This window comes from Candidatus Thermoplasmatota archaeon, from assembly GCA_022848865.1.
Classification (GTDB): Archaea; Thermoplasmatota; Thermoplasmata; order RBG-16-68-12; family JAGMCJ01; genus JAGMCJ01.
Map to the genome: position 1 here is coordinate 1 of JAJISE010000004.1, position 12848 is coordinate 12848.

The 12848-nt window shown below is 56.7% G+C and carries 13 protein-coding genes; 8 read left to right on the forward strand and 5 right to left on the reverse strand.

What is annotated here, in order from left to right; all coding sequences use genetic code 11:
* Nucleotides 1–89 precede the first annotated feature (89 nt).
* From LN415_01375 to LN415_01385, 3 genes are all read right to left on the reverse strand, one after another.
* The gene (locus LN415_01375; GenBank protein ID MCJ2555745.1) at nucleotides 90–2660 is read right to left on the reverse strand and encodes a right-handed parallel beta-helix repeat-containing protein; all 2571 of its coding nucleotides are present in this window, start codon (nucleotides 2658–2660) and stop codon (nucleotides 90–92) included.
* 141 nt (nucleotides 2661–2801) lie between these two features.
* Complete coding sequence (locus LN415_01380) at nucleotides 2802–4739, reverse strand: right-handed parallel beta-helix repeat-containing protein (GenBank protein ID MCJ2555746.1); 1938 nt, start codon at nucleotides 4737–4739, stop codon at nucleotides 2802–2804.
* Nucleotides 4740–4883: 144 nt separating this feature from the next.
* A complete protein-coding gene (locus tag LN415_01385) occupies nucleotides 4884–6128 on the reverse strand; it encodes a right-handed parallel beta-helix repeat-containing protein (protein ID MCJ2555747.1) in 1245 nt (414 codons plus the stop codon).
* 260 nt (nucleotides 6129–6388) lie between these two features.
* Between LN415_01385 and LN415_01390 the strand changes: the two genes are divergently transcribed.
* The 5 genes from LN415_01390 (at nucleotide 6389) to LN415_01410 (ending at nucleotide 8498) form a co-directional block, all read left to right on the forward strand.
* Complete coding sequence (locus tag LN415_01390; protein MCJ2555748.1) at nucleotides 6389–6859, forward strand: hypothetical protein; 471 nt, start codon at nucleotides 6389–6391, stop codon at nucleotides 6857–6859.
* Between the two features lie 131 nt (nucleotides 6860–6990).
* Nucleotides 6991–7164 (forward strand): type II toxin-antitoxin system HicB family antitoxin, encoded by a 174-nt coding sequence (locus LN415_01395; GenBank protein MCJ2555749.1) that lies wholly within the window; start codon nucleotides 6991–6993, stop codon nucleotides 7162–7164.
* Between the two features lie 59 nt (nucleotides 7165–7223).
* A complete protein-coding gene (locus LN415_01400) occupies nucleotides 7224–7535 on the forward strand; it encodes a UPF0175 family protein (protein MCJ2555750.1) in 312 nt (103 codons plus the stop codon).
* Nucleotides 7526–8002 carry a hypothetical protein gene (locus LN415_01405; GenBank protein ID MCJ2555751.1) on the forward strand — a complete coding sequence of 159 codons (477 nt, stop codon included), beginning with the start codon at nucleotides 7526–7528 and terminating at the stop codon, nucleotides 8000–8002. Before LN415_01400 ends, LN415_01405 begins: the two co-directional genes overlap by 10 nt.
* 91 nt (nucleotides 8003–8093) lie before the next feature.
* On the forward strand, nucleotides 8094–8498 hold the full coding sequence (locus LN415_01410; protein MCJ2555752.1) for a hypothetical protein: 405 nt from the start codon (nucleotides 8094–8096) through the stop codon (nucleotides 8496–8498).
* A 265-nt stretch (nucleotides 8499–8763) separates the two neighbouring features.
* Here LN415_01410 and LN415_01415 read toward each other — a convergent pair whose 3' ends face one another.
* Complete coding sequence (locus LN415_01415) at nucleotides 8764–9375, reverse strand: hypothetical protein (GenBank protein MCJ2555753.1); 612 nt, start codon at nucleotides 9373–9375, stop codon at nucleotides 8764–8766.
* Nucleotides 9376–9587: 212 nt separating this feature from the next.
* Here LN415_01415 and LN415_01420 point away from each other — a divergent pair, with 212 nt between their 5' ends.
* The 3 genes from LN415_01420 (at nucleotide 9588) to LN415_01430 (ending at nucleotide 11293) form a co-directional block, all read left to right on the forward strand.
* Nucleotides 9588–10556, forward strand: a complete 969-nt coding sequence (locus LN415_01420; protein MCJ2555754.1) for a hypothetical protein — start codon at nucleotides 9588–9590, stop codon at nucleotides 10554–10556.
* Nucleotides 10557–10648: 92 nt separating this feature from the next.
* Complete coding sequence (locus LN415_01425; protein ID MCJ2555755.1) at nucleotides 10649–11083, forward strand: hypothetical protein; 435 nt, start codon at nucleotides 10649–10651, stop codon at nucleotides 11081–11083.
* Between the two features lie 72 nt (nucleotides 11084–11155).
* The gene (locus LN415_01430) at nucleotides 11156–11293 is read left to right on the forward strand and encodes a hypothetical protein (GenBank protein MCJ2555756.1); all 138 of its coding nucleotides are present in this window, start codon (nucleotides 11156–11158) and stop codon (nucleotides 11291–11293) included.
* 373 nt (nucleotides 11294–11666) lie between these two features.
* Here LN415_01430 and LN415_01435 read toward each other — a convergent pair whose 3' ends face one another.
* The gene (locus tag LN415_01435) at nucleotides 11667–12839 is read right to left on the reverse strand and encodes an FprA family A-type flavoprotein (protein MCJ2555757.1); all 1173 of its coding nucleotides are present in this window, start codon (nucleotides 12837–12839) and stop codon (nucleotides 11667–11669) included.
* Between the last annotated feature and the right edge of the window lie 9 nt (nucleotides 12840–12848).

Genomic DNA, 12848 nt, shown 5'->3' on the forward strand with positions numbered 1-12848 from the left:
AATCGAGGTCTGGAGCATCTCGGAAGCGATCGAGAGGCTGCTGTGAGGGTTGCGTTGTGAGTCCGCCCGTATGAGATCGTCTCGGGACCCTACGCGAACGATACGGTCCAGATGGTGTCCGCCTCCACCCTCACCCAATATCCATATCCCGCCTGATGCACCTCCGGGTCCCCGAGCACTCTCAGGAAGTAAGGCGGATCAGGATCGTATCCTTCCACTCGCGTGGCGCCGGTCTCGGCCTTCAGGTCCGCGACGGTGTAGGACGCGTTGATTGAGGGGAACGAGGCGAGATTCCATCCCTCGTGCAGGTGTATCGTAGTCTGAGCGGGAACGATTCCCGCTACGGTGAGGTTCGAGGTCTTTGTCACGTTCACCCACATCCCCATGGTGTGATTTAGGCGCGAGAGCCCGCCAGAGTACGTCTTGTGCTTCATGGACGATTTCCACTCCCGGGAGGAGGAGTCGTAGGACCATACGTTATCATATCTGACTGTCTGCAGAACGATATCGATCAATCCGTCGAATGTCTTGAGCGGGACTGAGACGAGGTTCGGACCAGGGGCGAGCTGGCGAGTGAACTTGGCGCCCTGATAGGGGGCGCACGATGAGACATCCTTCGAGTTGACGGCACACAATCGATAGAAGTAGTTGTCAGGGTCACCTTCCCCCACCGAAAGGTCCACATACGTGGACGTGCCGTTCGAGAGTTGGTCAAGGAGGACGTATCCGTTCCCCCGCCTGTCGTAGGTGGTTCCCCTGTGAATATCGTACCTGATGACATCATCCTTCCCGCCTCCATCATCGGCGGAGAGGTTCCAGGTCAGGGTGACGTTCTCAAGGCCGTTCCCGCTCAGCCTTGCGTCAAGGTTCGTGGGAGGAAGGGAGTAGTCCGTTCCGAAAGGATGCACTAGGGGGTAGTCGTCCTGGCTGTCGGAATCTATGACGTATGGTGTATCACCTATGGAGTCGCTTCCAGGCTGGTCCTGATTGGGACCTGAGTACGCGTCTATGCCCGTGTAGTCGCTCCAGTAGTTCCCGCCGGACGGGTAGCCGTTGTCCCAGGAATTCTCGGACGCCCCTAAGTCAAAAGCTTGGATGGGATTGTCCACGAAGTTGTTATGGTACACGTGGGTGTCGCTCCACAAATCAGCATAGATTCCGTAGAGTCCGTTGGACGTGATGTTGTTCTCTCGTATGGTGGAGTTCGGAGATTCCGAGATTGCCAGTCCTAAAGCCGCATTCTGTACGATCTCATTCCCCACTAGTGTGATCCAGTCAGAAAGCCAAACTTCGATTCCGATTGCTGTATTGGATTGGACAGTGTTACCAATGACACTGACATTGGACGAGTAGTCGCCGATGCCGATTCCTGCGTAGTTCCCAGACAAGCTGTTCCGGATGATCTCGACATCCCATGACCCGCGGGAGCGAATCCCATCGTCCGCTACTGTGACTTTGTTGTCGAAGACGCCAATTGTCCAAGAGTCATACATCGATATGCCGTTGTTCGTGTCGTTGATTGTGTTGTTGGAGATGGTGTTGCTCCAGGAATCTTCCATGTACACACCATCACTCCACAGACTTCCTATTCGGTTCCAAGAGATGTCGTTCGAACTCGCGGAGTACATCGATACACCGTGGAAGTTAACGTTGTCCGATATGTCATTCCCTCGGACCTCGTTCGAATTGGAATATCCCAGATAGATTCCGTTGCCGCTACTTTTTCGAATCGTGTTGTTTAGTATCGTGTTGCCATCGGCATACCAGAGGGATATCCCATGATAGTCCACGCTATCCGAGATGTTGTTTCGAGAGACGTTGTTCCCCGTGGAGGCCTCGAGGTAGATGCCGTTATTGTTGTTCCTCCTGATCGTGTTTCCGAGTATTCGGTTATCGTGGGAATCCCAGACGCCTATTCCCTGGTACAGCTGGCTGTCCATGATCGTGTTCTTCACGATGCGGTTGGAGGTGCTCAGACTTGAGATTCTGATTCCATTCTGGTTGTTGCCGTAGAACTCGTTGCGAGAGACGGTGTTGTTCGCGCTCTCGTAGAGCCAGAGTCCCGTGTCAACGTTCATGCTGGCGTTGTTGCCGGTTATGTTGTTCGAATTCGACTGCCATATTACGATGCCACGAGCGGTGTTGAAGTAGAGCGTATTGTTCCTGACCAGGTTCTGAAAACCGGTGCTGATGAAGAGGGCGTCCTCATTCCTGTAGAAGGAGCTCTCGTTGATGGTGTTGTAGGACGATGTGGTGTAGATGCCTCTCACGGCATAGGAGATGTTTGCATGGTTCACGTGGCACTCTCCGAAGATGCTGAGGCCTCCCCAGTCCGATGGAGAAGGCGTCGAGCTGTTGGACGTGAAGAGGACTGGGTCCATGGCAGTTCCCTGGACGAGAATCCTCCCGCCGACGTACAGTCGGTATGAACCGTTGAACCTGACTTCCGCACCTGCGAGGACGACCAGCTCTATGCCTGCCAGAACTGTGACGTCCGTCTCAATCCAGTAGGGGCTTCCTGCAGGAGACCAGACCGTGTCTACCACGATGTCCCCTGTTACGGGGGTCCCTGCGTGAGCCTGTTCGGTGAGGAGCACCGTGCCTGTCGTGGCGAGAATCATGATCAGCGCGAAAGAGAGTATCCTCCACAAATGCCCCATGGGCGCACCTCCTTTTGCACATGAGGCGGTTTTCTTATCAATGTATCGGGAGAGGAGCCTGTCAAGTGGCAGGCAAGCCTGTGCAGGTCAAGATCACGGGCAAGTGGGCGGACGGCACGGCCCTCGAGGCGTACGACAGCATCAGGGTGATTGAGCCTGGCGTGTGACCATTTGAACCGAAATCTCTTGTGATGAAGCGGATTGGGAGGCAAGTGAAGTCACATACGTGCTGGCTGAATATGGTGACCTCCCACAAGAACCACTCCCGCTCGAGAGTGGCACTTCTGGGGGAGGGGACCATACCTGGGTCGCATTGCTGCGGACAGGACCGTACAGCACCTCGTTCCACGCGATCGGGGGAGACCAGGGAGCCATTAGCGGGTAGTTGTCCCGCGTGTCCCCGTCAATGACGTAGGGCGTGTCTCCGATGCCGTCCGGATCCGGGCAGTTGTCCTGGTTCGGTCCGCTGCAGTTGTCCACTCCCTCGTAGTCGGACCAGTAGTTGCCTCCTGAAGGATAGCCATCATCCCACGAGTTATTGGCGCCCATGTCATCGTACGCTTGCAGCGTGTTGTTGATGAGATTGTTATGATGAATGAGGGCGGATGACGTGTTTTCGAGGGCGATGCCTCTCTCACTCTCCGCGATGCTGTTCCCTGTGATGGTGATGTCGTGCCCATCCTGGAAGCGAATGCCTGCGTATTCGCTGCTTAGGATCTTGTTTCGGGTGACGGTGATGTTGGTGGAGTAAAACGATCGAATCCCTGTACTGTACTCCGAGAAGTTGTTTCCATTGATCGTGAGGTTCGCGGAGACCCATGTGCGGACGCCCTCAGCTCCTGAGAAGAACTCGTTCATTGAGATCGTAAGATTCTCCGAGTTCTGAATGTAGACGCTTTCACCACATCTAGATATGGTGTTGCCGATAATCGAAACATCGGTCGAGCGGAAAGGATGGATCCCGGATGAACAGTGGATGGTGGAGTTCGTGAAGATCCTGTTCTCCCTCAGTGTGATGTCGCGGGAGTAATATGGGCTGATGCCTCCGCCATTCCCCCAGACGTCGTTGTCGGCGATGGTCATCCTCTCCGAGAACCAGAGGAGGATTCCCTGGCCGTTGGTCGAGACGTTGTTGCCTGATATCGTGGCTCCGCTCACGTAACCTAATTGGATGCCCACATCGGTGCCGTTTATGTGGAGGTTTGAGACATTGACGCCCGTGCAGTTGGCAATGATGAGCTGACCGAGCTGGGTGCCGTCGACGTTCAGGCCCCGACGGTCCCTATAGTAGTGAATGGGTCTTCCATTGACCATGTTGTCCGTCGAAATCTTGTGCGTGCTGAAGTGGGAGACGGACCCGCCTCTCATGTATATCCCATTCCCCAGGAAGGTGTTCGCCTTGATGATGTCATACGTAGTCCCCTCCATGTGCAGGCCGCCGCCGTTTGATGATATGTTGTTACGACTGATCGTCACGTTGGCGGAAGTGTAGATGTACATGCCGTAGCCATGATTGTGCAGAATCTCGTTGTCGTGGATTCTGTTGTCGGGCGAAGAGCTGAGTTCCAATCCGTTCCAGTTCTCGACGAATGCGTTGTCTGCAATCGTGTTGTAGCTTGAGTCGTGCAGACTCAGGCCATACCAATTCCTTAAGAAGATGTTGTTCGAGATTGTGCAGTTCCGAGAGTACCAGAGATTCATTCCTACCATGCTTGGGTAGGACCACTCACCCACAAGAGAGAATCCTGTGACATTCACCCAATCAGCCTGGACAGAGACCAGACCACCGGGCACGATGTCCTTGATTATGGTCGTGTCCCTGTTCTCACCGACAAGGGAGAGCGTCTTGTTGATCCTGACCATCTCCCGATATGTGCCGGCGTAGACGTAGACGGTGTCCCCAGGGTCCGCGTTGTCGATCGCCGCCTGTATGCTCGTGTAGTTGCCAGGGCCGCCTCCGCCGACATAGCGGGTCGTGGCAGTCGCAGTTCCGGGCATGAGGACGACGGCGGCGAGAAGCGAGGCCGATAGGAGCGTCAACGCTAGAATCACGCTCGCCCTTCGACTGTCTGCCCACATCTCAGTCCCTCCAATATCGCAAATGGATGGGGTATATATGATTGTTTCGCGGCCCGCCCGCCACAAAGGCACTCAGGGAGTCCGTGCAGGTCAAGATCACAGGCAAGTGGGATGACGGCACCGCCTTCGAGGCGTACGACAGCATCAGGGTGATCGAGCCTGGCGGGTGACCACTCGAGAGGATATGTCTCGTGACAAAGCGGGAGGGGAGGCTGGTGAAGTCACAGATATGCAGGCTGAATCTGGGGACCTCCCGCAAGAGCCACTCCCGCTCGAGAGGGGCACATCCGAAGGAGCGGACGACCAAACCTGAGTCGCATTGCCACGGACAGGACCGTACAGCATGTCGACCCATACGATTGGGGAGGGCGGGAACCTCATCAGGGGGTAGTTGTCCTGGGTGTCCTCGTCGATGATGTAGGGCGTGTCCCCGATGCCGTCGCTTCCCGGTATGTTCTGCCCCGGGCCACGGAAGACGTCCACACCCGTGTAGTCGCTCCAGTAGTTCCCGCCGGAGGGATAGCCGTTGTCCCAGTCGTTGGTCGAATTGTGCACCCACACCTGCCTCGGATTGTCCATGTAGTTGTGATAGATTCGGCTGTTTTCAGACCACCAGCTCGATTGGATTCCCTGCTGGTTGTCGATGAACGTGTTGTTCGCTATCAGTGCCCACCGGGACCCCTCGAGCCAGAGGCCACAACTGTTATGCGAGATGTTGTTCCCGAGCACGGAGCTGTAATCCCCGCTAAAGAGCCAGATCCCGAAATAACCGTTGTTCAGAACGGTGTTGTTCGCGATTGTCAGGTACTCGGGGAAATCTGCGTGAATCCCTTCCCAGACACTCTCCAATCTGTTGGCGGTTACCAGATTCCCGATTCCTGCCCAGGAGTATATGCCGTAGCCGCCGTCCACCACCGTATTGTCGGATACCGTGGTGGTCCAGCTGCCCCGGAGTATGATTCCTACGCCCTCGCTCGCCAGGATGCGGTTGCCCGAGATTAGGCAGCCCTCACAGCTGACGGAGATCCCATGGTCGGTGTATTGCTGTCCTGTGTTTATGACGGTGAACCCTGTCACGTTGGACCTATAGCCAGAGACCCGAACGACGCCTCCCTCCGTCTCGTCCGTTATCACCGTCGTGTACTTGTTCTCCCCCACGAGGGAGAGGGTCTTGCGGACCTCGACCGTCTCGTTGTACGTCCCGCTGTACACGAATACCGTGTCCCCGGAGCTTGCCATGTCGATCGCACCTTGTATCGAAGAGTAGTTCCCCGGACCCGCTCCGCCAACGTACAGCGTTGCAGCTCTCGCGCTCGGCGTGACGGATATCCCGACAAAGAAAGCACTAGCCAGAAGCAGAAACGCCACAGTCAAGCTCCTCTTCCTCATGATCGCCGTCTCATCACTCCAGTTCATATTCGTGCTGGGAGGACTTAGGCTTTGTATAGCCAAAACCTCGGATTCTATCTGAAAACGGATGAGTTACTAGCACGTTTTCCATAGTATCACGATTGTGACGCTTCTTCCCCACGCTCAGACAATCTGTCGCGAGTGGAGCGGGATCCTCTAACAACGACCGCCTTCGCCCGGAGAACGAAGCCAGATACCCTTTTAAGGGCAGGAACGGATTTGTGTGTGGAGAGGGATACTTGGTCGACTCGAAGGAGCGGATATTGGGCGATCTCGACAAGCTCTTCCAGGACCTGAACGTGATCAGCGTCATCGCCTTCTCTCCCGTGTTCATCTACATCGCTACGACCGTGGGCTCCGCGCTGGACGGCAGGCCCGCGGAACTGCTGTACGCCCTGCCGTGGTTGATCCTGATGGTCGCGTACTGGTACTGGAGGTACAGGTATCTGCGGGTCAGATGCAGGGATTACGCGCGGGCGATGATGGTCCCGGAGTACGAGAGGACCATCAGATTGGATTCCGTCAGAACCGTCATCTTGGGCGCGACGGTGATCTCGACCCTCTTCTTCTTCCTCCTCCAGGGGGATAGCGCCTCACTGTTCGCGGCGCTCTTCATCGGCGGGCTGCTCGTGTATTCGATCCTCGTCGGCGTGACTTACTTCTCCTATTGGGCGAACTCTTGGTTAGCGTCGAGACGGGCGGGCGATTGAGGAGACCTGCTCGCAGCTCGGGAATCCACCCGCCCTTATGAAATCGTTTCGGGGGAACATCGCTGGCCCGCCTCTGGCTTTGTCACTAGCACTACTCTCATATGCGAACGAGAGCCATCTGAACCATAGACATGAAGATCAAGATCGTTCTTGAACCTCAGGAGGAGGGAGGCTATACAGTGTACGTTCCTTCGCTACCTGGCTGCGTTTCCCAGGGCGAGACGTACGACGAGGCGGTCGAGAACATCAAGGAGGCCATCGGCCTTCATCTCGAGTTCGACACGGAAGTGGTCACGCACGCCTGAATCCCATCCAGATGTGTCAGTACCGAAAGCTTTATCGTAATGCAAATCATTACATTGTAATGATGAAGTCCGTTCAGCTTCGCCTTCCCGATAAGGAGCTCGAGGAGATGGACAGCTTGTCGGAAGAGATGAAGATGTCCCGCTCAGAGGTCGCCCGCAACGCCCTCCGCGAAGGGCTAAGGAAGCTCAGGATGGAAGTCGCCGTCAGGAGGTACCTAGACGAGGAGCTGAGCCTCGGCGGGGCTGCCGATTCTGCCGGAGTGACTATCCACGAGATGGCCAGCTTCCTGTCGAAGGTGGGGGTTCCCTTCTTCCGCTATGCGCCTTCCGAGCTCGAGCGGGACACCGAAAGGGCGAAGGAATGGATGTGATGCGTGTTTTTGTCGACTCCTCGACAATGATAGCCCTTCTGAGCATCGGGCGACTGGACCTGCTTCGCGATTTGCTCGGCGAGGTCTGTGTCACACCGGAGGTTGTCGCTGAGGTCACTGCCAAAGAGGGGCCGCAGAAGGAGGCTTTCCATGGGGCCATGGCGGGATGGATCAAGGTCGTCGAGACGAAGGGCGATCTGGAGCGATACCTGAAGCAAGGGCTCGGGAGGGGCGAGGCGAGCATATTCCTCTCGAGGGACAGGCTGATCGTGGATGACAGGGTCGCAAGAACACTGGCTCAGGCGGAGGGAAGGGACTTCACGGGACTCCTTGGCCTGATGGTGGCGGGCGCGGATGCCGGGTTGCTGAAGAAGAAGGAGGCTCTGCAAGTTCTGGATGAGCTGGTCGAGAGCGACTTCAGGGTTTCGACGCCGCTCTACAAAGAGCTACGGAAGAGGTGGGAGTGAGCCCGCCCGTATGAAATCGTTTCAGGGAAACACTTAACCTCACGTCAGCGATTCTCACGACAGGAGGGATACGATCGTAAGGATCTCCTGGATGGACAGGGACGCCAAGATCAGGTTGTACGCCAAGGTCATGGCCAAGGCATTTCTCATAGCCTCGGTGGTGGACGCGGTTGCTGTCGGCATCCTCCTGATAGTCGGCTATGGCACTTCACGGCCTGAACTCTCCTTCATGTTGGCCCTCAGCCTGCTCATGATCCTAATGGGAATCGGAATCTCAGGCACTGTGCTCTACCTGTCGGGCGGGCTTCCGGTGCTGTATTTCGATACTTGGGCGGGCGGAGTCCTTCTTGTGGCCATCGGTCATAGCTTCTCTTTGCCTAGCGTGCTAGGTCTAAATTGGAGGAGTCTTGTCTCACTTATCCTCAGCTGGGCCTTCCTTGTGGGCACGATAGGTCTCAACTATGTTGCCGTGCGGAAGCTCACACGGCCCAAGTGAAATCGTTTCGGGGTAACTGCTGCGGGAATCGAGCAGATGAGCATCGAAATCCTTGAGTCCAATTCGTCAAGCGCTTCTAAGCGGAGGTGAAGCGGAGTGGGTGTGGAGGGGAAGTGGAGGGGAAGTGGAGGACCACTAGTGAGACATAGGAGAAAGAGTGGAGAAACAGTGGAGAAGCACTGGAGGCAAAGGTTCATAAAAGAAATAAGGTGGGGAGCCCGGAACTCCCCTTTTCGCGCATTTTGGAATGTCCCTGAGGCTGTAGCTACATCAGCTCCTCAAGGATTTCCTCTGGTGGTCGGATCTCTTCGGGGAGGTCCAGCACGACCCGCAGGCCGAGCGTCTCGCTCTCGACGGTCATCGGGACGTCGATCTCGAGGACGTCATGGATTGTCTCCACTATTTCCTCAAGGCCCGCCCGCCTCAGGACTATGTCGTATGGCACGTCCTGCACGGACATGGCGATCCCGAAGGTACCGTCGGAGAGGTCCTTCTGGAAAAGGGTCTTGCGACCCCTCCTCAGGATGAACCAGCAGCCGTCCAGGTCGGACTCGTCCACGCTTCCCTCGAAGACCACGGGCAGCTTGATCTCCTCGACTCCTGCAGTGTGGGCTTCCAGCCATCTCTTCATGAAGAGATTGAAGCCGGTCATCCCCTCTGCGAGGGCGTCGAAGAGCTGTTGCTGTGCCGTCAACAGGCCTTGCCAGGTGTCCACTCCCTTGGAGAAGATCAGCCTGTGCCTGACCTGCAGCGGTGTCCGCGGGTTCGAGGGTACAGTGTACTCCCTCAGGTAGTGGACGCCCTTCCATCTGGAGGCCGTCATGCTCTTCCCGATGGTTCCGCTGAACCTCGTTCCGAAGATGTTCTTCACTTCCACTTTTTTTTCACCTCCTTTTAAGTTCTCTGGGTGGCGCCGTTCCAGGCGATCTGACACAGGTCGGGGCGGAAAATATAGTCTGGCAGGAATTCTTCGGAACGTGTACACTTTCGAGTATGAATGCAACTGTGTAGGGGTACAACAGATGTTCAACATAACAACAAGTGTTGTGGGGCTGTATCATAACAAAACTATCATATACGTCAGAAAAGATGACTGGCCTCATGAAGGTCGTTATGGAACTCCCGCCGGAGATATACGAGCATCTGTCAGCGGTCGCCCGAGCGATGGAGATGAGCATCTCGCAGTTCGTGCAGGTCGCCCTGGAGAACCAGTTCGCCCTGGAGGGGCTCGAGGTGGGGGAGCGAATCGGCGCCAGATCCCTCGCCCGCTCGCGGGAGCACGCCCTCGTGGACCCCTGGCGGGGGCTGCGCGGGAGCGATATCCCCTGGGACAGCCTGAAGGTGGAGGAGGAGTACCACGCGTCGTCGACGGTGCTCTGGGGACAGGTCAATCGCCTCTTCCCGCTCAAGGTCTCCCTGCGCGTGCTGGCCAGCCTCAAGGAGAGAGTCCCGCTCAAGGTCTTCCACATAGAGGCGACGGAGGCGGCGGTCCGCGTCCGCATGCACCTCGAAGCCTTGGACAGGACGAACCTCATCCCGCGGGGCGAGAGGCTCGCGGCGGGCTTCCCGAAGAACGTGGACAAGTCCAAGCGGCGGTTCCGCAACCACTTCCTCTGCCACCTCGTGCGGGGCAGGAGACCGGCGGGCGCCCTGGCCCACCTGGGTTTCGTCGCGCTCTCGCGGGAGCCCGAGACCGTTTCGCTGACGTATCCGGGCATGGACTTCGCCCGCCTCAAGAACCCCATGTTGGAAGCCCCCTCGACGGAGGTCTTCAGCGGGGAGGAGATAGACTTCCTGCTGGAGTACTTCGAGCACGAGGTCAAGGGCGAGTACGAGCTCTACAGGAGGATGGCCCGCTGGATAGCGTCGGGGGAGGACACGCCCGACAGGCTGACGGCGAAGATGCTCGTGGGGAGCTCCAAGTCCGTGAAGGTCGTGAACACCATGCGGGCGGGCGCTCTCGGTCGGATGCAGGAGCTCGGTCTGGTGAGGCGCGAGCGGGACGGGAGGCGGGTGAGGTATCACGTGCGGGAGCGGGGAGAGCGGCTGCTGGGTTGAGGCGTACGATCGCATCAGGGTGATTGAGCATGGCGGGAAGCCTTTTTCTGACGTGAACCCCATTAGGAAGAGATTACGAAGGAGGTGAGAATGTGACTAGGAAGAAGAGCGGTCCGATCGAGCCACCTCGTCTCACGTGGTCCGCCTTTATCGCTCAAGTTCTTGAAGAACTCGGCGGAGAAGCCAATTTGCCTGCGATATATGAGCACATCGAGGCTAGCAGAAGCGCCTTCATCCAGAAGAAGGTCGAGCAAGGTCTCAACTGGAGGATGGAGGTTAGGGCGACACTGAGCGGCGAAGGCGACGGTCGTGGGCAAGACGTCTTCAGAAGCGTCGGAAGGGGATGGTGGAGGCTGAGGGGCGTCCCCATCTCGGACAGGATGGTTGTCAAGGAAATCAGGAAGACGCTGCGGATGTTGGGCAAGGTGAAGGACATCGAGCTGGACAGGATAGAGCTGGAGTCGCACCTGAATGAGAGGAACCGGGAATCCAGGGACCTGCGGTTCGTGTATCGGATGAAGAGCTGAGGTCGGGCGGCTGAAGGAGCCTATTCGGTAGAGCGGAAGCGGGACGGGAAGTGGGTCTGAGTTCGTGGAGCGATGGGTCCTGACACGGAAGAGACAGGAGAGGAAGAAGAGACGGGTTCTGACGTTTCAAGAAGGAACAACATCGTTTCGGTTCATAATGTGAACTGGGATGGGAAGTGGAGGAGGTCGAAGATAAGGCTAGATTTGTGACAGTCTACGGCGAAGTATCTATAGTTAAGTACTTCAAACGGATTAGATGACAGAGCGTGGTGGGGATATGCCGATTCCTGTTGAATCCTTTGAAGAGAGGCTGCCAGATTACGTACATGAAATCGAGTCCGCAAATTCGGAGAGTACGAAAGCCTTCAACTTCCTGAACTTGGTCAAGGAAGTCTTCATTGGAATCAAAGCAGACTACCCTCATGTTCTCTCTCCGAAACTTGAGAAATATGTCAAATCGAAAGGTTCTCAAGTGATGATCAGGGGTAGAATTGATGCCTTGCTTGGAAACCTGATTGTTGAGTTCAAGATGCGACTCGACGAACGGAGTCTGACTGAGGCCCTGAAGCAATTGAGGACATACCTAGCGGTTCTTTGGACGGAGGGGGAACCGAGGGTTCGGTATATCGCAATGGTATCGGATGGCATCCAATTCAGGGTCTATCAACCCTCGATTGGGGAAATCAACGAATCGATTCTGCCTGAAGACATCCGTCTCGAAGAAGTCAACACGCTGAACCTCAAGAAGGAGCGGCCTCAGCGCCTTCACGAGATGGGTGGCGTAGAGCGCAACGGGGTGCATCCCGCCAAGGACGGTGGGCGTGCCGAGGACGATGCCCCGCGAGTCCACGAGCTCCCTGGCGATGTCACCGATGTCCGCGTCGGGGAGCCTGAACAGGTTGACCTCGATCCCTTCCGAGAAGAGCGCCTCGACCATCGTCTTGATCATGGTCTCCGTCGAGTTCCACATGCTCACGTACACGACGATGACCTTCTCCTTTGTCTCTCCCGAGACCCACTGGCGGTATGCGCTGAGGATCCTGTCAGGGTTCCTGTGGACGGGTCCGTGACTCGGGGCGATGATTTTGATGTCAAGGCCGCCAATCTTCTCGAGGGCCTTCACGCCCATCTTCCTGAAGGGCATCATTATCTCGCCGAAGTACCTCTTCGCGAAGGGTATCAGCTCCTCCACCTCGTCGTCATAGAACCCGTGGGCGGTGTGCAGTCCCAGGAAATCGCACGGGAACAGCACTCGGGCCTCCTCGACGTAAGTGAACATAGTCTCGGGCCAGTGCAGCCACGGGGCCTCGATGAACCTCAGGGTCTTCCCGCCCAGCGGGATCGTGTCGCCATCGTTGACCACCCGTGTTCTCTCTGCCGGGACGCCGTACTGTACCGATGCCATCTCGGCCCCCTTCTTCGTCGTGACGAGCACAGCCGACTCGCTCTTCTCCATGATACGTGGAATCGAACCAGCATGGTCGGGCTCTGCGTGATTCATTATGACATAGTCCAGTGATGCCAGCTCGGTGACTTGGCCGATTCTTGCCTGCAGCTCCTCCTCGAACCCAGGCCTCACAGTGTCCACGAGCGCGGTCTTCTGTTCGCCCTTGACGATATAGGCATTGTACGTCGTTCCTTGCGGGAGAGGGATCAGGGCGTCGAACAGCCTCTGGTTCCAGTCCCTAGCTCCCACCCAATAGACCCCATCGGATATCTCCCGTGCGTTATAGCTCTCCAATTCCATCAACTCCATGAATCCATG

Bases quoted from the DNA above. Each gene is read 5' to 3' on its own strand.
- LN415_01375 (MCJ2555745.1), bottom strand. From the start codon at position 2,660: ATGGGGCATTTGTGGAGGATACTCTCTTTCGCGCTGATCATGATTCTC.
- LN415_01380 (MCJ2555746.1), bottom strand. From the start codon at position 4,739: ATGTGGGCAGACAGTCGAAGGGCGAGCGTGATTCTAGCGTTGACGCTC.
- LN415_01385 (MCJ2555747.1), bottom strand. From the start codon at position 6,128: ATGAGGAAGAGGAGCTTGACTGTGGCGTTTCTGCTTCTGGCTAGTGCT.
- LN415_01395 (MCJ2555749.1), top strand. From the start codon at position 6,991: ATGAAGATCAAGATCGTTCTTGAACCTCAGGAGGAGGGAGGCTATACA.
- LN415_01400 (MCJ2555750.1), top strand. From the start codon at position 7,224: ATGATGAAGTCCGTTCAGCTTCGCCTTCCCGATAAGGAGCTCGAGGAG.
- LN415_01405 (MCJ2555751.1), top strand. From the start codon at position 7,526: ATGGATGTGATGCGTGTTTTTGTCGACTCCTCGACAATGATAGCCCTT.
- LN415_01410 (MCJ2555752.1), top strand. From the start codon at position 8,094: ATGGACAGGGACGCCAAGATCAGGTTGTACGCCAAGGTCATGGCCAAG.
- LN415_01420 (MCJ2555754.1), top strand. From the start codon at position 9,588: ATGACTGGCCTCATGAAGGTCGTTATGGAACTCCCGCCGGAGATATAC.
- LN415_01430 (MCJ2555756.1), top strand. From the start codon at position 11,156: ATGGGTCCTGACACGGAAGAGACAGGAGAGGAAGAAGAGACGGGTTCT.
- LN415_01435 (MCJ2555757.1), bottom strand. From the start codon at position 12,839: ATGGAGTTGATGGAATTGGAGAGCTATAACGCACGGGAGATATCCGAT.